The sequence below is a fragment of the Rhizobium sp. USDA 4016 genome (assembly GCF_056279705.1).
The window spans coordinates 321,020-340,336 of sequence record NZ_JBWCCY010000002.1; the positions used below are offsets into that span (position 1 = coordinate 321,020).

The window sequence follows — 19,317 nt, forward strand, 5'->3', positions numbered from 1 at the left end:
ACGAAACTCACTTGATGCCCGTGGATGCGATGCCGGTGGTGATGTAGCGCTGCAGAAAGATGAAGGCGCAGGCAAGCGGCAGCGCCGTCAGGGTCGTCATGGCGAGCATCAGATCGTAACGGACCTCGAACTCGCTCTGGAAAGAGTTGAGCGCCAGCTGCAGCGTATAGACCTCGCGGCGATTGAGGACGATCAAGGGTAGCAGGAAGTCGTTCCAGCGCGACAGGATCGAGAAGATCGCCACAACGGCAAGCGCCGGGCTGGAAAGCGGCAGAACGATCCTAAAGAAGATGCGCCACTCGCTCGCATGATCCATGCGCGCTGCTTCGATCAGTTCGTCAGGGATCGTCAGCATGTATTGGCGTAGAAGGAAGACGCCGGTCGGCGTCGCGACGGTCGGCAGGATGACACCCCAGAGATTTCCGACAAGGCCGAGCTCGGCAACGATGAGGTAAGTCGGCACGAGAACCACGGTGGCCGGGATCATCAGCGTCGACAGGATCGAGATCAAGGCGACGTTGCTGCCTGCGAAACGGTACTTCGAAAGCGCAAAGGCAGCCATGGAATTCATCACCAGCGTGATAATGGTCGCAACAGTGGTGATGAACAGGCTGTTATAGACATAGCGGCCCATCGCCTGGCCGGAACTTGCGACCAGGTTGGTGTAGTTCTCGGTCGCAAGCCGCACCTTGCGGACGGGGACGGCATCGGTCACGGCAACGGTGACACGGCCGGCGCCAGGGTTGTCGGGATTGATCATCTGCGCATTCCTGCCGACACGGCGGATCTGCGCAAGCCGCGCCTTCGTGCCGTCCTTCAAGGTTACGTCGAAGAGCGGCAGCGGCTGGTCGAAACCTTCAACCACGGCTGTTTCGCTGGAATAGGGCAGAATGCTCGGCGGAAATTCCTGCAGATTGGCTTGCGTCTTGAAAGAAGACAGGACCACCCAGGCAACCGGCGTGAACATGATGAGCAGTCCAAGGACGAGGAAGCCATAGGTGAGCCAATCGGTAACGTCGAGCCTGTTGCGCCCGCGCCGGGCAAAGAGCAGACCGCGCATGGGAGCTCCGGATTTGGACAGAACAACGTCAGCCATGTTGCGAATTCCTCGACAGGCGCAGCTGCAGGCCGGTGAAGATCAAGAGCACGACGCCGAGCAGCAGCGAGGCCGCGGCCGCGAGACCGAAATTGCGAGGCTGCACGGCGAAACCGACCTCGTAGATATATTGGACGATCAGCATCGTCGCAGATCCGGGGCCGCCGCCTGTCAGCACGTAGAGCTCATCGAAGGTCTGGACCGAGCGAATGACGCAGAGAACGAAGACGACGAGCAGGACGGGCTTTAGAAGCGGCAGCGTGATGCGCGTGAAGACCCGCCAGTTGGTCGCGGAGTCCATCTTGGCAGCTTCATAGACATCGCGCGGGATCGACTGCAGACCGGCAAGCAGAATGATCGTGTAAAAGCCCATATGCGCCCAGACGGTGACGAAGACCGACCAGAAGAAGGCGGTATTTGGAAATACCAGCCAGTTGACGGGCGAAAGTCCGAGCCAGGTTAGAATGCCGTTCAACGCGCCGTTGCGCTGCAGGATCCACTGCCAGGTCAACGCCACGACGACAGGCGAAAGCATGACGGGAAAGAAGAAGACGGCGCGAAAGAAGCCGCGGCCGCGGATCTCGCGGTTGAGGCAGACAGCGGCAAGCAGCGCGACGCCGATCATGCAGATCACCTGGATCGGCACGAAGACGAGACTATTGCCGAGCGCCCGCCAGAAGAGATCGCTCGAGCAGGTGGATGCATCGAGATAGTTGGTGCAGTCGAACAACGTTTCGTAATTGCCAGAACCGATGAAGGGTCGCTCGCTCGGATAAAGACGGTCGCTGCCGGTGACCGAATAGAAGACGTTGATTGCGACCGGAAGGAGCGAGAAAAACAAAACGGCGAGGAGGTTCGGCAAAAGAAAGACCCACGGCATGCGCCGGATGCCCAGGATCTTTTGCAGGCCCGTCATCAAAGGCTCGGCGAGCCTTGCCGGCAGGAGGATGATGTCGCCGGCAACTGTCGCAAGTCGAGCCCTTGTGGCCATACCGCTCTCCTTCCGGATCATCCTGTCTATTGGCCGGCCGCCTTGATGGCGAGCTCGACATCCTGCTTGACACGGTCAAGTGCTGCATCGACCTCCAATTCGCTATTCAGGACCTGGCTGATGCGCGTCGTCAGCGCGTTCATCATGGCACGCTGATAGCGCCAGCCCTGGAAGCGATAGGCGGCCGGCGCCATTTTCGGGATCTGGGCGATGAAGGTCGAAAGTGATTGTTGCGTACGCTCAGAGGCGCTCGGATAGGTCACGCCATTTTCGATTAGCGATTTTGCCGCCGGAATCTCCACGGCCGCCGAGACGATTTCGGCGTTGTTCTTCGACTGGGCGATATAGTCGATCAGCTTGCCGACCGCTTCGGGCTGTTTGGTATGCTTGAAGCCGACGAGCGCTCCGCCGCCCGGCATGACGGTGCACGATGAGGGCCCGCAGGGCGCAGGTGCCACCTGCCAGTCGAAGAGGTCCCCGACTTCCTTGTCCATCTGGCTGAGCGTCCAGGAACCGCCGAAGTAAAGCACGGTCTTGGCATTCAGGAAATCTGAGAAGAGTTCGCGATGCGTTGCGCCGCCGACCGCTCCCCAAAGGTCCATCGGCATTGTTCCGTCCTTGTGCCAGGCCACGAACTGTTCGACGGCATCCTTCAGCCCCTTGTCGATAACCGGTTTGCCCTGGTCATCGACCAATTCGGCGCCGTAGCTGATGGCAAGGCTTGCAAAGCGGTGGCCAGAGCGGTCCATCTCCATGGCGTATTCGGTGTTGGTTGCCTTGGCCACCTTGCGTGTCGCTTCGGCCCATTCGGCCCAGGTTGCGCCCTCCTTGGGAACCGGAACGCCCGCCTGCTCGAACAAGGTGAGATTGACATAGGCGCCATTGACGGTGAGCGTCGTCGGCATGCCGTTGATTGCCTTGCTCGTCGGATTGGAGCCACGCAGCCATTGCAGGGTCTGGCTGTATTCCTTCTCGAAGTTCGCCGCGTTCACATAAGGCGTCAGGTCGAGATAGTAACGGCTGAGGCCGCCGAGGTCGGTGACGATCGCCGCATCGGGGCCCTCGCCGGATTCGAGCTGCACCGGCAGGCTTTCGACGAGCGACTGATAGGGAACGGTCTCGAGCTTGACCTTGACGCCTGGATTTTCGGATTCGTATCGTTTGACGACCGGGTCCATGGTCAGGCAGCCGAAGCCGATATCGTCGCAAAAAACGGTGAGTTCCTGCGCCTGGGCAATACCCGTCAGCGCCGTGGCTGCAAGCAGCGTCGAGGCCGCCCACAAGCCGATGCGGGTGCGTTTCATATCCAGATCCTCCAGCGATCGCGACGGGCCTCCCGCCCGGGGTGGCGATCTGCCATAAACATGTCTGGACTTACCAGATTGTCAACCGGCGAGCCGAAAGAATTTTTGCCAAAACCAGCGCTAATGTGGCTGGTTTGCCGTAGTTCCATTTGCAAAAACATTCTTGACAGGTTCGAGCTTTGAGTGTCTGGTTTGACCAATTATCAGGAGACGAGAAGCCGCAGCTCCCACGGCTTTTGCAGGAGGACGAGACTAAAATGCTGAGATTTGCCGTTGTCGGAATCGACCATCCGCACACGTTTGATCATGTGAAGGGATTGCAAGCGGCGGGTGGAGAATTCGTCGGCTATTGCCCGAAGACCTCTGTTCCGGCGCTGCTCGAAAATTTCAAGAAGACATATCCGGATACGCCGCAGATCGACCGCGAGACGATTTTCGCCGATCCGTCCATCGACGTCATTTGCATCTCCGCGATTCCGCGCGATCGCGCCGGTCTTGCGATCCGCGCCATGAGGGCCGGCAAGGACGTGATGACGGACAAGCCGGGCGTCACGACGTTTGCGCAGTTGGAGGAGGTCAAGAAGGCCGTCGCCGAGACAGGCAAGATCTTCTCGATCTGCTTTTCGGAGCGCCATTGCGTTCGCTCGGCGGTCAAAGCAGCCAAACTCGTCAAGGAAGGCGCGATCGGCAAGGTCATCCAGACGCTCGGCATGGGACCGCACCGGCTGCAGCTTGCGACGCGGCCGGACTGGTTTTTCGATCCCGAAGCCTTTGGCGGCATCATCGTAGACATCGCCTCGCATCAGATCGACCAGTTTCTCTTCTATACCGGCTCGACGAGCGGCGAGGTCGTCGCAAGCGCAATCGGCAACTTCGGCATGCCGGAGAAACCGGCATTCCAGGACTTCGGCGAGGTATTGCTTCGCTCCGACAAGGCGTCCGGCTATGTCCGGGTCGACTGGTTTACGCCCGAGGCGCTGCCGACCTGGGGTGACGGACGTCTGACCATTCTCGGCACCAAAGGCTATATCGAGCTTCGCAAATACATCGATATTTCCGGCCGCCCGGGCAAGGATCATCTGTTCGTCGTGAACGGCGAGGAAAATACCTACATCGACTGCAGCAGCGAGAAGCTCGACTATTTTGAAGCATTCACCGCCGACGTGCGCGATCGCACGGAAACGGCGATGACGCAGGCGCACGTCTACGAGGTCTGCCGCCTTTCGCTTGAGGCGCAGGCCAAGGCTTCCCGGCTCGGCGGACGATAGGAGGAGATATCATGACGAAGAAATTGCGCGTTGGCGTAATCGGTGCGGGCATCGCTTCGCGCCATCTGATCGGCTACGACTGGAACAAGGACCTTTTCGACGTGCCGGTGCTTTGCTCGCTGGACGAAGAACGCGGCCGCGAACTTTGCGAAATGCATGGCATTGGCGAGTATACTCAGAATGTCGACGACCTCTTTGTCCGCAACGATCTCGACATCATCGATATTTCGACGCCGCCGGATTCTCATTTCGAACTCTGCAAGAAGGGCATCGAATCGGGAAAACATGTGATTTGCGAAAAACCGCTCTTCGGCTCGATTGCCGACGTCGACGAGATGAGCCGCATTGTTGCGCGTTCCGGCGGCAAGAAACTCATGCCGATCTTTCAGTATCGCTACGGCTCCGGTCTTCAGAAGCTGAAGCTGCTGATCGAACTTGGTCTGACCGGGCGTCCCTTCCTGACGACGATCGAGACCCATTGGTGGCGTGGCCCTGCCTACTACGAAGTTCCGTGGCGCGGAAAGTGGAAGAGCGAGCTCGGCGGCGGCCTGCTGGGGCACGCGATCCATGCGCACGACATGCTGAACTATGTGCATGGCGCCTGCGCCGAAGTCTTTGCCTACGGCGCGACGCTGGTAAACAAGATCGAAGTCGAAGATACGATGGCGCTTTCCGTCAAGATGCAGAACGGATCGCTGGCGGCACTTTCCATGACGCTCGGCTCACGCAAGGAGATCTCGCGCCTGCGCTTCTGCTTCCATGATCTCGTCGCCGAAAGCATTCTCGAACCTTATACGATGGGTCGCGATCCGTGGAGCTTCATCGCAGGCACCGAGGAGCACCAGAAGCGTGTCGAGGAAGCGCTCGCCGGCTACGAAGTGAAGGAAGACGGCTATACCCGCCAGTTCGAGCTGTTCCATCAGGCGATCATCGAAGACAAGGAGCCGCCGGTGACGCTGCAAGACGCGCGCAATTCGCTGGAACTGGTGACGGCGGCCTATCATTCGCAGCGTACCGGCAAGCCGACGCCGCTGCCGATCAACGCCGAGCATCCGCTTTACCACTCGTGGCTTCCGGACGAAGAGCGGCGTATGGCCGCCAGCGCCTGAGCGCCAAACAGACATGCGTCACCCGTCTTAAGGGTGGCGCCGCAAGGAGGTATCATGGGGGCAGCCGTACCAGCGCTTCGGCTTCAGGGGGAGCAGCGGCTTTATCAGATCGTCGCACGCCGTATTGCGCGCATGATCGAGGCAAACGCCAAGAACCCGGACTGGCGCATGCCTTCCGAACGCGAGCTTGCCGAAGAACTCGAAGTCAGCCGCCCGGTCGTGCGCGAGGCGGTTATTGCTCTGGAGATGCGCGGCCTGGTCGAAGTCAAGGGCAGGGCCGGCATCGTCGTTTTGCCGGTCCGCGGCAATCAGGTCAATTTTGACAAGATCACTGCGGATGCCGGCCCCGGCCCGTTCGAGCTTCTGGAAGCCCGGCTTGCAGTCGAGGCGAGTGCCGCCGCCATGGCGGCCGAACGCGCCACGAATTACGATATTGCCGTGCTCGAGGACTGTATCGCTCAGATGGAGCATGAGACCGACGTCACCTTAAACAACGAAAAGGGCGACCGCGATTTCCATGTGACGATTGCGCGCATGACCGGTAATGCCATCATCGTTTCAATCGTCGAGGCGCTTTGGGTTCAGCGCGACGAGTCGCTGATGTGGAAAAAACTGCATGAGCATATCCATGCGCCAAGCGTGCGCCCGCTCTGGATCGGCGATCACCATGCAATCCTGACGGCTCTGCGTCTGCGCAATCCCGACGCCGCCTACAAGGCGATGGCGCGCCACATCCGCAACGTCAGTAACGAGTTGATGGAAGCTGACGAAAGGGGACGGTTTGCGCCGGAAGTCATGCAGGCGGATGATGGAGAATCGCGCTAGCGGTATGGTCAAGGGCTCTGGGTTCAACGCCCACCTTCTCCAGCCTTTCGGCAGGGATTCCGATTGGCTCTCCTGTCCGGGCAGGACGCACATGAGCGGATGCCAAATGAGCAGACAGTCGGGTGCGCTAACAGCCTGCTCCTGAACCAGGCTTTACCCCAGGGGTGATCCTGGCTCATCGTCGCGCGGCGTTTTCGGTACAAATCCAACAGCGAAGCCGAATAGCCTGCCGATCTTCTCTAGCGTCTCTAGAGTCGGGTTTCCTGTGCCGGTTTCGATTTCGGCAACCTGTCGGCGGGTAAGCCCGAGCGTTTGGCGAACTCCTCCTGCGTCATGCCGATGCTCTTGCGGATTTCGAGCACCGCGCCAGGCAGGCGCAGCGCGCCATGGCGCGCGCGCTCCGCCAAGATTTGGCGCAGTTCCCGGACTTCCTCTTTGCTCGGCTTCTTCCATCGAGCCATATGATCAGTTCCTTGCCGGCATCATGAACTGGTTGCCAAAACGCCGTCGGCAATCTCAGCGCATCGCGCCATGAAGTGATCGGTACGCTCGAGAATGTCGTTCTCGGTCACGCCCTGGCGTTGAACCTCACGTAGACGAGCCGCTTCGGCATCAGCCGCTTCTTTGATGCGAATATTGCCCTCCGGTCGCCGCCCGGAGCAGGAGGGGAAGATCGGCTTCGCGCGAAGCGTCGTTCGGCTCAAGGTGTTCGGCAAGTTTCCGGCGCGCATGTCCTTGTGGCATTAGATCCAACAGGAAGGGTGGCCAGTGGCGACTGTATCGGTTTTCAAGGTCTACGGGATAGCGGACGGATAGGGCGCGATGGTCGCAAACAGCTTTTCCATTGGCAAAATCGACAGAAGCTGCCTCAACAAAGTAATCGAGATCGTAGTCAATGACCGAGGCGCCCGCATAGCCAGCTGCTTCGTCTTGCAGTTGTAGGGTTGCGGCCCCACGCCATTCGCCATTGTCATGAACTTGAAGCGTCAGGCGCATGTTTAATCCCCTTTAATGGGTCAATTAATGCGCTGAAGTAAAAAAATAAACCCCCTATGATAGTGCAATAGAGAGTGCAGTGGGCAATGGATGGCGGTCTTCGTTTTGGTCTGAATCCAAAATGGCGCAGCACGACACCAAGACCACCCACGCCAGCCATAGCATCCGTGCCGGATTCGAGCCGCAAGAGCTATATGACCCGCAAAAATTTCCCGCTTTCATCGAGCCGAAATTCCGGTGAGACAAAACGAGGAAAAGCAACCTCCGAAAATCGGAATGGCGGGCCTGGAGGGCTCTCTCACGATCAGGATGGTTTGGCACCGAGCGCGTGCAGGATGCCGCGCAGTTCCGCCAGTCCGCGCATGCGGCCGATCGCGGGATAGCCTGGCGTGACGGTCTTGTTCAGATCATCCAGCATACGGTGACCATGGTCGGAGCGAAACACGATTTCGTCTTTCGGGCTGCGCTTGCCGTCCTCGGCCACGAGTTCCTTGAGAACCGCGACCATATCGACATCACCTTCCAGATGTGCGCTTTCATGGAAGGAGCGGCCGTCGCCTTCACGCTTGGTGGCGCGCAGATGCGCGAAGTAGATGCGCGAGGCAAAGCGTCGGGCGATCGCCGGCAGGTCGTTGTCGGCACGCACGCCGAGGCTGCCGGTGCAGTAGCACATGCCGTTGGCCTTTGATGGTACGGCCTCGAAAAGGGCAGCGTAGTCGTCTGCCGTCGAGGCAATGCGCGGCAGGCCGAAGAGCGAACGCGGCGGGTCGTCCGGATGGAGCGTCAGCTTGACGCCACGCGCTTCGGCGGCAGGTGTGACGGCCTGAAGGAATTCGATGAGGTGCTGGCGAAGCTTCGCGGCGTCGATGCCGGCATAGGCGGCAAGCTTTTCGCGGAAGCCGGGAATGGTCAAAGGCTCGGTTGTCGAGCCGGGCAGCGCCGAGGTTATGATGCGTGTGATCTCGGCGATCTCGGCTTCCGGCATAGCCTCGTAGACATCGCGGGCGCGTTTCCGGTCGTCCGCTGAATATTCCTTTTCGGCGCCCTGGCGCTGCAGCACGAAGAGGTCGAAGGCAGCAAAGCGTTCGTGGTCGAAGCGCATGGCGGTCGCGCCCGTTGGTATCTCGTAGTCGAGCTCGGTGCGTGTCCAGTCGACCACGGGCATGAAGTTGTAGCAGATGATCGGGATCCCACAGGCGGCGACGGCTTCGAGGCTTGCAATCCAAGCCTCTATTTCGGCCTTGGCCTGGCCGCCCTTGCGCTTGACTGCATCGGGGATCGGAATGCTCTCGACGACGGACCAGGTGAGGGACGAGCGGCCGGGCGGCGTGTTTTCGATCATGGCCTTGCGTTCGCTGACTTCGCTTTCCGTCCAGGCGCGGCCGATCGGCACCTGATGCAGCGAGGAAACGATGTTCGTCGCGCCCGTCTGGCGTACATCGTCCAGGGTGACGGGAGCCTCAGGCCCAAACCATCTCCAACCTTGCCGCATCTATTTCCTCCTTGCTGTCTCGTTGCTTATGGTTCTGCCGGCTGCTTCAGCAGAAATAATCGGGATAACGTGTTCGAAGCTCCGCGACATCGGGGATGACGGCGCTCAGATGGTGAAGCATGGCGTTGCGGGCGGCTTCCGCATCGTGGGCTGCGATCGCATCGCGGATAGCACAGTGTTCGGGAACCACATTGTCCATGCGCCCTAGGGCCGGAAGCGTCAGCCGCCGAGCTCGGTCGATCTGCACCTTGACCGTTTTCAGGATGGTCCAGATACCGGGATAGCCGGCGATCTGTATTATCGCCTCGTGAAAGGCCTCGTCTTCTTCATGGAAGCTGGACACGTCGCCGAGGGCGGCAAGCGCTTTCTGCCGGGAGATGATGGCATCGAGCCGGGCAATGTGGTGCGGCTTGGCCATCCTGGCAGCACTCTCGATGGTCGTGCCTTCCAGTGCTTTGCGAACGACAACCGCTTCCGGGATTGCCGATACGGGGATACGCGAAACGACGGTGCCGGACTGCGGATAAATCTCCACGAGCCCGCCTTCGGCAAGACGAAGCAGCGCTTCACGCACCGGCGTGCGGCTGACGCCGAATTCCTCGGCGATGCGCTTTTCCTGAAGCGCAATTCCCGGCGGCATGCGCAGCGAAACGATGTCGGCATGAAGCCTCTCGAAAATCGCATCCGCCGCCGTTACGCGGCGAAGCTTCGCCGGTCTTTCCAAAAGAGCCGGAAAATCGATCGCTTCGGAACTGGACGCCTGCCGCATGGACTGCCTGAACATGACTTCGTATTGCATACTAGTATATCAATCGAAGTCTGTTGCCAAGGCGCGCCGAGGAGTGCCACACGGCGCTTCCGCATCGACGAGGCCAAAGGCCTCAAGCCGAGCATTCCGCCCCAGCGGAAATCCTCAAGTTCTGCCGGCGCGAACTTGGCGGCAAGCAGTACGAGGATCTGGAACGCGCCCTCGCGCGGCTGCCGGCGACAAATATCCGCATCACCAACCTCAAGGGTGGCCGTGAGGGCCGGGACCGGCGCGCGACCGAAACCTTCCCCCTGATCGGCCGCTACAAGGTGGTCAGCCGTACCAACCAGGATCGGGTCGACCAGGTCGAGATCGAGATCCCGGGCTCGTGCGCCCCGATGGAAAGCCGACCATGCTGACGCTCAATCCGGACTATTTCCTGCTGTCACGGCCGCTCGCTCGTTTCATCTACCGGCTTGCGCGCAAGGCCGCCGGCGACACGACGGCCTTTTATTCCCTGAAAACGGGACACAGGTCGGCTGGGAAGGCTAAACGCGTTTGAAGCGGGCCTGAATGGCGGATGCCACCACGTTTCCATGGTGGCATCCTAACCCTTTACGGTTATCGGCTTCGCAGCCTGTACCGTGCCCGCAGTGAATCACGCCGGCCGAGGCTTGCCAAGCGGAATCCTTTTGCCGCCTGCCATAAGGACGTGATAGGTTCTGATTCATGAACACTCTGAAAACGCCCAAACTAAACCGCAACGCCAAGACCGGCCGCCTTTCGCAGGCGCGTGCCGAGAAGATCAGTGCCGTTGAAGGTCTCGTGCTCAGCGCGCGCATGCGCAAGATCCTCGCCCAGACCAAGGACCAGCCGGCCGAGGAACGCCGCCAGGCTATCCGCGCGCAGTTCGCTCGCAAGTCCGCCTAAGCATTGGTCTATACCGCCGAATCCGATCCCCTCTGTTATCCGGGCACGACTGTGCTCCGCAACAAGATGGATCTGACTGACCAGGACGAGCTGGACGAGTTCGAGACCGCCATGTTCGTCATTCGCTCCGACGAAGCCTGGCCGGCCGGAAATCTCGACGTCGCGCATTATCTGGCGCTTCATCACCACCTCTTCCAGGATGTTTACGATTGGGCCGGCGAGATCCGCACGATCCGGATCGGGAAGGGCGGCAACTGGTTCTGCTACCCCGAGCACATCCACGCCCAGCTGGGCCAGGCGTTTCAGTTCCTGGCGAATGCCAATTATTTCGAAGGCTTGGCGCCCGCCGAATTCGCGGCCCAAGCCGCACATCTGCTAGCCGAGATCAACGCGGTCCATCCTTTCCGCGAAGGCAACGGCCGCACGCAGCTGACGTTGCTCGCGGTCCTGGCCGAGCACGTTGGCCTTCCCTTCAATGAAGAGGCGCTTGATCGCGATCGCGTCCTCGGTGCCATGATCGAGAGCTTTGCGGACTCCGAAGCGCCGCTGGCGGCCCTGATCCTCGACATCATCACCGAACCCTCATCCTAACCCTTTTCGAAATATCCTCGGGGGGCCAGGGGGCAGACAGCCCCCTGGGGTACGCCGCGAATTTGCGGGTAGGATAGGGGGTCTGGGGGACTCCCCAGGGGTAGGCGCGCGCAGAGCGCCGTGAATTTTTTAGGTATACAGGACGCGCCCAGGTAGTGCGGCAAGACGGCTGGCGCGACAAACAGGCCGAAGCCACCGATGATCAAGGAAAAACCGGCGGCAGCCACAAGTAGGTGGCTATCCGCCGGGCGGACTGTCTTGACCAGCATCGAGGCTTCTACACGCCTTATAAGGATGCTCAGCTGATGTTTTTCGTGCCGTCTGTCCACGACGCGCCCCTCAAGGACGACTTCAACCTGATGGACATCGCCTACTGTCGATGCGCATGATGCCGACTGTGACGAACCACAGTACGACGCCAAGGCCGAGAAGGACGGCGGCGATCAGGTACTGAACCGGATCGCGGCCGGTCCAAGGTCCGGCGAGGAACACACAGGTGATCGAACCCAGCACCGGTACAATCGTCGGTGCTTTGAAATGCGAATGTCCGACGCTGTCGCGTCGAAGCACGAGCGCGGCGATATTGACCACTGCGAAGACGCATAGAAGCAGGAGGGCCGTGGTGCCGCCGAGCGCCGGAACGCCGCCTGCGAACACGATCAGCGCGACAGCAAGAAGCGAGGTGAAGATGATTGCCACATACGGCGTCTTTCTGGCGGCATGGACCTTTCCAAGCACGTCAGGCAGAACGTTCTCGCGGCTCATCCCATAGATCAAGCGGCTCGCCATCATCATGTTGATCAGAGCGGAGTTCGCAACGGCAAACATTGTGATGACCCCGAAGATGCCGACGGGGAAACTCGGCGCACCTGCCTGCACGACTTTCAAGAGCGGCGTTTCGCCTTCGCCGAGAGCGGCGGCAGGGACCAGTGTGATCGCCGATATCGCAACAAGGATATAGATGGTGCCGGTGATCACCAGGCCGCCAAGGAGCACTTTCGAAAATATCCGGCTCGGTGCCTTGCATTCCTCGGCCATGTTGACCGAATCCTCGAAGCCGACCATGGCGAAGAAGGCAAGCGTCGTCGCCGCGATGACCGTCGGCCTTCCGAAAGCGCTTATCCGCAAGAGGCTGACGGCGGTCGGTTCGGCATCCGCGCTCGAGTCCGCCCGGCCTTTTTGCTTTTTGTCGCTTAAGGCAGGAAACATCGATATACGGGCTTGAATTTGCTGCGTTGCAGCATTATCTTTTGATGATCCGAAGCGATTCACCCTCCTCCCGAGCCGCTTCGGTCCGACGGGTAGCACTCCTCCTCCCAAGCTGCCAGTCATTATCGAAGCCCGGCGCACCTCCTCCCGCGCCGGGCTTTTCGTTGCGCAAGCGCAGGCTTGTCGCAAGGAAGGTCGTACGCCGATTTGACCGCGCGCTACCGCGGTGATGAGACGGAAATTCTTGCGTCATAAGCCGCTGGAAATCTTGCGCCCCACACCCTGCGGGGGCTGGCTGCATCCGTTCACCTGAGCAAGCTGGAAGGGGGCCGGCATCGCCCAATCAGATTCGGCTATCCAGTGGTTAACCCCCCTCCGGTACAGTCGGTATACACTGCATGGCGAATGCTTTTTCCCGGTGGATGCGGTATAGTGTTTTCTTGAGGGTCGTCCTGGGGAGGGGACCCCGATGATTATTTCTTCCTGGCTGGAGAGCTTGGGATGCGGGCAGTATGCCTCGGCCTTCGAGATCAATGCGATTGACGCGGAGATGCTGCCAAAGCTGACCTCCGACGACCTTAAAGAGATCGGGGTGGCCGCCCTCGCGCACAGAAAGAAAATACTCGAGGCAATTGCTGGACTTGATGACGGCCAAGGGGCCTCGCGTCTGCGTCAGCAGGCGGATTTGACCGCCGTTCCTCCTCGCCACCAACCATTGTCCGCGCGTCCCCGGGAGGCGGAAAGACGCCAGCTGACAGTGATGTTCGTCGACCTGGTGGGTTCTACTGGCTTTTCCACCCATCTCGATCCTGAGGAAATGGGCGCGCTGTTGCGTGAGTTCCAGAATGCCGTGGTGGGCGACGTCGTCCGCTTTGACGGCTACGTGGCGAAGCTGATGGGCGATGGCGTGCTTTGTTATTTCGGCTGGCCCCAGACCCATGAGGACGAAGCGGAGCGAGCCGTCAAGGCGGGTCTTGCAGTTGTGGAAACCGTCAAGTGCTTGTCGACCAAGGGCGGCCAGCAACTCTCCGTCCGTGTTGGGATAGCGACCGGTCTGGTGGTCGTCGGCGACTTAGTCGGCTCCGGCGCCGCTCAGGAGAATGCAGTTGTCGGCGAGACACCAAACCTCGCGGCCAGACTGCAAGCTCTTGCTGAACCGAACACAGTGCTGATTTCTGAACTCACATTCCGACTGATAGGTAAGCTCTTCGAGGTGAAGCGTATCCGTCCGCAGAAGCTGCACGGTTTCGATACCCCCACGAATTCTTACCAAGTGATCGGGGAGGGCCGGGCGGAAAGCCGTTTCGACGCTCTCCACGCTGGGGGCACCGCTCCGTTGGCGGGGCGAGATCTTGACCTTGCCCTGTTGACCGAACGATGGAACCTCGCGGCGTCGGGGGAAGGTCAGGTTGTCGAGCTATTTGGCGAAGCAGGGATCGGAAAGTCACGCATCCTTCAGGAACTTCGCGAACGGTTGAAGGAGGAGAACGTCACATATTTGCGTTATTTCTGCTCACCTTATCATACGCAGAGCGCGCTTTTCCCAGTCATTGACCAGTTGCTGCGGGCTGCCAGCATTTCACGGACGGATCCGCCGGAACGGCAGCTGGCGTTTCTCGAAGGAGTGCTTGCAGCGACGAACAATCCGCAGGAGGAAGTGCCGCTGATTGCCACCCTGTTGTCGATCCCCACGGGAGACCGTTATCCTAAACCCGATCTGATGCCCCAAAAATTGAAAACGCGCACATTCGAGGTCTTGGTCGACCAACTGGTGGCCCTCGCAGGAGCAAAGCCGACCCTCATGCTGCTTGAGGATGCGCATTATCTTGATCCCGTATCGGCCGAGCTCTTCGATGTGATTGTGGATCGGATTCAAAAGCTTCCAATCATGCTGGTCGCCACATCCCGACCGGAAGGCCTGGTTCGGTGGAATGGCCTTCCGCACGCAACTTTATTGACACTGAACCGATTGAGTCGTGCGCAGGCGGCCTCGATTATCATGGTCATGACAGGAGGAAAGCGTCTTCCACCCTCGGTTCTCGACCAAATTCTTTCAAAAACCGAGGGCGTGCCGCTTTTCATCGAGGAATTGACCAAGGTCATCTTGGAATCAGGCATGCTTAGCGACACAGGCGACGATTACAAACTGTCAGGCCCCTTGCCTCCGCTGGCAGTACCCGCAACGCTGCACGACTCTTTGATGGCAAGGCTCGATCGGCTGGCCTCTGTCAGGGAGGTTGCCCAGATCGGTGCAGTGATCGGCCGGGAATTCAGTCACGAATTGCTGGCTGCTGCCGCTGGGCTGGCAGAACCCGAGCTGGAGAGGGCGACTGACCAGCTTGTGGCTGCAGGCCTGGTATTCCGCCGTGGTGGAGGCGGCGATGTCAGCTACGCCTTCAAACACGCATTGGTTCAAGATGCCGCTTACGGGAGCCTTTTATTAAGCCGACGCCAACAGTTACACGCGCGAATTGCGCACATCATGGAGGAAAGCTTTCCTGAAAAGGTGGAAGCTGAGCCTGAGTTGCTTGCGCATCATTTCAACCAGGCCTCTCTTTTAGACAAGGCCGTCGAGTATAACGAATTGGCCGGTCGGCGTGCGCTTTCGCGCTCCTCGATATCGGAAGCGCTTGTTCGGTTCCAAAATGCCCTGAACGGATTGGCGGCTCTGCCGCCTTCCCAGGAGCGATCGCGACGAGAACTAGCGATTCAGGTAGCGCTCGGCAGCGCGCAAGTGGCAGCGCATGGCTTTGCCGCGCCGGAAACAGGAGCGGCGTACCTGCGGGCCCACGAGCTGTGCGAAGAGCTTGGTGAGGTACGCCAGCTGTTCCCGGTTCTCTACGGCCTCTGCCTCTACCATCTCTATGCGGCCGAGCTTGCTGAGGCACGTCGCGCCGCCGACAAGCTGCTGGAGCTGGCCGGTCACAACAATGACCGGGGCCTGTCTTTCTTCGCCCATCGGGCGGCTGGTGTCAGCGCGCTTCCCGCAGGCGAATTTTTGCGTGCTCGCGCCCATTTGAAGGAAGCGCTGTCACTTTATGACCCGCAGGAGCATCGGTCTGAAGCATTCGTGTATGCCTTTGACCCCCGCGTCGTCTGTCTCGATTATCTTGCCCGCACTCTATTGCCGCTTGGTTTGCCCGATCAGGCGATTGCGGCCAATGATGAAGCGGTGCGGGAAGCGAGAAGCTTAGGACACCGCAACAGTCTCGCTCTGCCTTTGTTTTTCGGTGGCGTTGTCCATCAGATACTCGGCAATCGGGAGGCTGTGAAAAGTCGGGCCTGTGAACTCCTGGAAATATCAGAAGAGGCCGGATTTCGCTTTTGGCAAGCAGGAGCAATGATCCTGCATGCCTGGGCAATTGCCGAGGAGGGCGAAACAGATCGTGGCAGATCCGATTTGTTGAGGGGTATTGAAGAGTGGCGTCGCACCGGGGCGAAGTACATGTCGCCGTACTTCTCGGCGGTTCAAGCGCAGATCGACATTAAAGCCGGACATCCGGGTGCGGCCCTTGCCCTCCTTGTGGAAGCACAGCAGGTCATCGAGCGTACCAATGAGCGTTGGTTCGCGGCCGAGGTTTTCCGTCTTCAGGGAGAGGCCATGCTGCAAATCGATCCCGAACGGAAAACGATGGCTGCGGAGCGCTTCGGCGAGTCGCTGGCCACTGCCCGAGCACAGGGCGCACGCTTTTGGGAACTGAGGGCAGCAACGAGCCTTGCCCGGATTGACAACGAAGGTTCCGCGCGTGAACAGCTTGCCAAAATTTGTGAAAGTTTCACAGAGGGTACGGCACTGCCAGACCTTAAGAACGCGCAATTGCTAAGCGGACACACCGCAGGAGCAGCTTAGCCCACAGTAGGGAGGTGACCATGCCGGAGTCGAATATCCGCGGGATAGTCAAGGACGCTAACGACCGCTGGAATGCAGCTTTCAACAGCGGAGATTCAGCTTCGATAGCGGCTCTATACACCGAAGACGGAACCGTGCTGCCGCACACACATGCAATCGTAAAAGGCCGCACGGCAATCGCCGATTTCTGGGCCGGAATGATCTCGGCCGGGGTCAAAGGCCACGGCATAGAATTGCTTGATGCCCATGATGCGGGTGACATCGCCTATTCCAGCGGCAGGTGGTGGGCGTCTGGTCTGGGAGCAGACGGGAAGGCGATACGCTACGAGGGCACGATCGTCACGATCTTGCGAAAACAATGCGACGGTTCCTGGAAGACGTGCCTGCACACGTGGAACTGAAGAGGCTGGAAACGGGGGCACGTTCAGGACATTCCCGCCGGGTGAGTTTATAACGCCTTGGGGGACGCGATGGACCCCACTCGATCATTTGGCCCGACCTCGACAGCCTCACGTCTTCAGGAAAACTTCAATGACCGGCACCGTGACCGACGGCCTGCGTACCGGCAACACGAAGCTGACGGCATCTTCGCCGACGGGGAACTGGCTGTTCTTCCAAAGGGTATTGCCGGATGGCTTGAGCCAGGCTACCTCGCTGCCGTCATGCAAAAACTGGGCATACTCGATCTTGCCCGCCAGCGCGTCGAAATGCAGGTGCCGGAACGGCCAGTTGAAGAGGTGGATGTAGAGCCGACTGCCATTCTGCGTCAACCTGCAGTCGAGCGGCGCGGAGAATTCAGACTGCGTGCAGCCATAGATGCTGCGCCCATGCAGCGCGATCCATTCTTCGTAGGCGCTGAGTGCAGCCTTAGCGCGATGGTCAAGCGTGCCGCGCGCCGTCGGCCCGACGTTCATCAGCAAGTTACCGCCCATCGCCACACTGCCGATCAGGAGCTGGATCAGCTGCTCCGGGCTTTTCCAACTATCCTCGTCTCGGTGATAACCCCACGAGCCGCTGAAGGTGTGGCACGCCTCCCAGGTCATCCGTTTGCCGTCTCGTTCAGGCCAGGCACGAGGCACATATTGCTCCGGCGTTACGATGTCGGGCACGAGGTCGGTAAGATCGAGCCGGTTGTTGATGATCGTATCCGGCGCGAGTTCGCGCACCAGGCGCACCAGCGATTCGCTTTCCCAGTCCTTCTGCCCTTTGCCGACGAGGTCGCCCTGCTTCCACTGGGGGTAGGAGAAATCGAACCACATGACGTCGACCCGACCGAAGTCGGTAAGCAGTTCGCGGACCTGCTCGCGCATGACGGCAGCATAGCGTCGAATGTCGCGCGCTTCATTGATTTTCACGGCATCGGGATGGTTGCGCTGGGGATGACGCGGGTCGATCGTAAAATCTGGATGGTGCCAGTCGATCAGCGAATAGTAGAAGCCGATCTTCAGTCCTTCGGCTCGAAATGCTTCCACGAACGGAAGGAGCAGATCCCGTCCGTAGGGCGTGTTGGTCACCTTGTAGTCGGTCGTCTTGGTATCCCAGAGACAGAAACCTTCATGGTGTTTGGAGGTCAGCACGACATACTTCATACCTGCGGCGCGGGCGCGCCTGGCCCAGTCGCGGGGATCGTAAAGATCCGGATCGAAATGATCGAAATAGTTCTGATAGTCGGCGTCGCTCAGCTCTTCGCGGCTTTTCACCCATTCGTGCCTCGCCGGCAGCGCGTAGAGCCCCCAGTGCACGAAAAGACCGAAGCGGTCATGCACAAACCACGCCTTCTTTTCATCCGGTAAGGTCAAAGCTTGCAGGTTCTGGACATTCATCGAAAACTCCTCCTGTCTGTCGATCAGGTCGTCTCGCGGACCATGAGCTCCGGCTCGATTACGACTCCATGCTGCTTATTCTTCGTGACGATGCGGCTGAGTAGAAGCCTTACGGCCGCTTCGCCCATCTCGCGCTTGTGCACGCGCAGGGTGGTCAAGGCCGGAGACATCAGCTCGGCAATCGGTATGTCGTCGAAGCCGACCAGAGCCATTTGCTGCGGTACGGTGATGCCCGCCGCCCGGCAGGCCTTCATGGCGCCGATGGCGTTGAGATCGTTGTAGCAGACAAGGGCGTCGAAGCCCGACTTCGCGCCTAACAGCTCCTCTGCTGCGATGCGCCCGCCGGCAACCGTTGGGTCGCAGTAGATTGGCTCGGGCGCCTGGAGCCCGTGTTCGGCCAATGTCTTGCCGATGCCGATCAGGCGACATTTACCGCCATAGGAATTGCGAGGGCCGGCGATGATTGCAATCTTGCGCCGGCCACGCGCCACGAGGTGGTTGATCGCCTGGGACGCGCCATGCTCATAGTCGGTCATTATGGTACCGGCGACATCCTTCGGCGCCTCACGGTTGATAAGCACCGCTGCGCGATGTGGGCTGAGCGCCTTGTGCAGCGCCGCGTCTGGCAGGCGCGCGCTGCACACGATGATTCCATCGACACGATGCATCAGGAACGCATCGATCAACTCGGCCTCGCGCTTGCTGCTTTCCACGACGTTCGACAGCAGCAGATTGTAGCCGGCGGCATTGGCCGCGTCTTCCGCACCGCGGATAATCTCGGGGAAGAACGGGTTGGTAATGTCTGGAACCAGAAATCCAATGGTTCTCGATCGATCGGACCGCAGCCCGCGTGCGAAAGGATTGGGCCGGTAGTTCAGCGCGCTGGCAGCCGAGACAACGCGCTCGCTGGTTTCGGCACTGGCGCCGCCATGGCCATTCAGCACGCGTGAAACGGTCATCGGCGACACGCCCGCCGCGCGGGCCACGTCGGCAATGGTGATCTTCGATTCGAAATCCTTTGGCCGGGTCAAATGCTCGTCTCACTGCAAACTTATGGTAACGATATCGCACATATTTGAAGTCAA

The 19,317-nt window shown here is 59.7% G+C and carries 18 protein-coding genes and 1 pseudogene; 9 read left to right on the forward strand and 10 right to left on the reverse strand.

What is annotated here, in order from left to right; translation table 11 throughout:
- Nucleotides 1–7: 7 nt before the first annotated feature.
- From ACZ9DP_RS02465 to ACZ9DP_RS02475, 3 genes are read right to left on the reverse strand one after another with little or no spacing between them, the layout of a single operon-like run.
- The gene (locus tag ACZ9DP_RS02465; protein ID WP_074072937.1) at nt 8–1,096 is read right to left on the reverse strand and encodes a carbohydrate ABC transporter permease; all 1,089 of its coding nucleotides are present in this window, start codon (nt 1,094–1,096) and stop codon (nt 8–10) included.
- Nucleotides 1,089–2,087: a carbohydrate ABC transporter permease gene (locus ACZ9DP_RS02470; protein ID WP_476200082.1), complete on the reverse strand. Its 999-nt coding sequence runs from the start codon at nt 2,085–2,087 to the stop codon at nt 1,089–1,091. The genes ACZ9DP_RS02465 and ACZ9DP_RS02470 overlap by 8 nt, the downstream gene beginning before the upstream one ends.
- Before the next feature lie 26 nt (nt 2,088–2,113).
- Nucleotides 2,114–3,391, reverse strand: a complete 1,278-nt coding sequence (locus tag ACZ9DP_RS02475; RefSeq protein ID WP_476200083.1) for an ABC transporter substrate-binding protein — start codon at nt 3,389–3,391, stop codon at nt 2,114–2,116.
- A 257-nt stretch (nt 3,392–3,648) separates the two neighbouring features.
- Here ACZ9DP_RS02475 and ACZ9DP_RS02480 point away from each other — a divergent pair, with 257 nt between their 5' ends.
- The 3 genes from ACZ9DP_RS02480 to ACZ9DP_RS02490 are packed head-to-tail and all read left to right on the forward strand — an operon-like array spanning nt 3,649 to nt 6,593.
- Nucleotides 3,649–4,659 carry a Gfo/Idh/MocA family protein gene (locus ACZ9DP_RS02480; RefSeq protein ID WP_476200084.1) on the forward strand — a complete coding sequence of 337 codons (1,011 nt, stop codon included), beginning with the start codon at nt 3,649–3,651 and terminating at the stop codon, nt 4,657–4,659.
- An 11-nt stretch (nt 4,660–4,670) separates the two neighbouring features.
- Nucleotides 4,671–5,768 carry a Gfo/Idh/MocA family protein gene (locus ACZ9DP_RS02485; protein ID WP_476200085.1) on the forward strand — a complete coding sequence of 366 codons (1,098 nt, stop codon included), beginning with the start codon at nt 4,671–4,673 and terminating at the stop codon, nt 5,766–5,768.
- A 54-nt stretch (nt 5,769–5,822) separates the two neighbouring features.
- On the forward strand, nt 5,823–6,593 hold the full coding sequence (locus tag ACZ9DP_RS02490; protein ID WP_476200087.1) for a FadR/GntR family transcriptional regulator: 771 nt from the start codon (nt 5,823–5,825) through the stop codon (nt 6,591–6,593).
- A gap of 153 nt (nt 6,594–6,746) precedes the next feature.
- Here the strand turns inward: ACZ9DP_RS02490 and ACZ9DP_RS02495 are convergent.
- The 4 genes and pseudogenes from ACZ9DP_RS02495 to ACZ9DP_RS02510 form a co-directional block, all read right to left on the reverse strand.
- A pseudogene (locus tag ACZ9DP_RS02495) lies at nt 6,747–7,054 on the reverse strand (helix-turn-helix transcriptional regulator).
- Between the two features lie 151 nt (nt 7,055–7,205).
- A complete protein-coding gene (locus ACZ9DP_RS02500) occupies nt 7,206–7,589 on the reverse strand; it encodes a hypothetical protein (RefSeq protein ID WP_476200088.1) in 384 nt (127 codons plus the stop codon).
- 304 nt (nt 7,590–7,893) lie between these two features.
- On the reverse strand, nt 7,894–9,081 hold the full coding sequence (uxuA, locus tag ACZ9DP_RS02505) for a mannonate dehydratase (RefSeq protein ID WP_476200089.1): 1,188 nt from the start codon (nt 9,079–9,081) through the stop codon (nt 7,894–7,896).
- Between the two features lie 46 nt (nt 9,082–9,127).
- Nucleotides 9,128–9,850 (reverse strand): GntR family transcriptional regulator, encoded by a 723-nt coding sequence (locus tag ACZ9DP_RS02510; protein WP_476202172.1) that lies wholly within the window; start codon nt 9,848–9,850, stop codon nt 9,128–9,130.
- Between the two features lie 53 nt (nt 9,851–9,903).
- Here ACZ9DP_RS02510 and ACZ9DP_RS02515 point away from each other — a divergent pair, with 53 nt between their 5' ends.
- The 4 genes from ACZ9DP_RS02515 to ACZ9DP_RS02530 all read left to right on the forward strand — a co-directional run bounded on the left by ACZ9DP_RS02515 (nt 9,904) and on the right by ACZ9DP_RS02530 (nt 11,350).
- A complete protein-coding gene (locus ACZ9DP_RS02515; RefSeq protein ID WP_476200090.1) occupies nt 9,904–10,248 on the forward strand; it encodes a replication initiator protein A in 345 nt (114 codons plus the stop codon).
- On the forward strand, nt 10,242–10,391 hold the full coding sequence (locus tag ACZ9DP_RS02520; RefSeq protein WP_283073218.1) for a replication initiator protein A: 150 nt from the start codon (nt 10,242–10,244) through the stop codon (nt 10,389–10,391). The genes ACZ9DP_RS02515 and ACZ9DP_RS02520 overlap by 7 nt, the downstream gene beginning before the upstream one ends.
- Before the next feature lie 167 nt (nt 10,392–10,558).
- A complete protein-coding gene (locus ACZ9DP_RS02525; protein ID WP_283073217.1) occupies nt 10,559–10,759 on the forward strand; it encodes a hypothetical protein in 201 nt (66 codons plus the stop codon).
- A gap of 51 nt (nt 10,760–10,810) precedes the next feature.
- On the forward strand, nt 10,811–11,350 hold the full coding sequence (locus tag ACZ9DP_RS02530; protein ID WP_476200091.1) for a Fic/DOC family protein: 540 nt from the start codon (nt 10,811–10,813) through the stop codon (nt 11,348–11,350).
- A 351-nt stretch (nt 11,351–11,701) separates the two neighbouring features.
- Here ACZ9DP_RS02530 and ACZ9DP_RS02535 read toward each other — a convergent pair whose 3' ends face one another.
- On the reverse strand, nt 11,702–12,559 hold the full coding sequence (locus ACZ9DP_RS02535) for an APC family permease (RefSeq protein WP_476200092.1): 858 nt from the start codon (nt 12,557–12,559) through the stop codon (nt 11,702–11,704).
- A 469-nt stretch (nt 12,560–13,028) separates the two neighbouring features.
- Here ACZ9DP_RS02535 and ACZ9DP_RS02540 point away from each other — a divergent pair, with 469 nt between their 5' ends.
- Complete coding sequence (locus ACZ9DP_RS02540) at nt 13,029–16,409, forward strand: adenylate/guanylate cyclase domain-containing protein (protein WP_476200094.1); 3,381 nt, start codon at nt 13,029–13,031, stop codon at nt 16,407–16,409.
- 20 nt (nt 16,410–16,429) lie between these two features.
- Nucleotides 16,430–16,810 (forward strand): YybH family protein, encoded by a 381-nt coding sequence (locus ACZ9DP_RS02545; protein ID WP_476200095.1) that lies wholly within the window; start codon nt 16,430–16,432, stop codon nt 16,808–16,810.
- 108 nt (nt 16,811–16,918) lie between these two features.
- On the opposite strand, the gene ACZ9DP_RS02550 is transcribed toward ACZ9DP_RS02545, so the two are convergent.
- Entirely contained in the window at nt 16,919–18,256 is a 1,338-nt protein-coding gene (locus tag ACZ9DP_RS02550; RefSeq protein ID WP_476202174.1) for an alpha-L-fucosidase, read from the reverse strand.
- A complete protein-coding gene (locus ACZ9DP_RS02555) occupies nt 18,256–19,263 on the reverse strand; it encodes a LacI family DNA-binding transcriptional regulator (protein WP_267890111.1) in 1,008 nt (335 codons plus the stop codon). The genes ACZ9DP_RS02550 and ACZ9DP_RS02555 overlap by 1 nt, the downstream gene beginning before the upstream one ends.
- Nucleotides 19,264–19,317 lie beyond the last annotated feature (54 nt).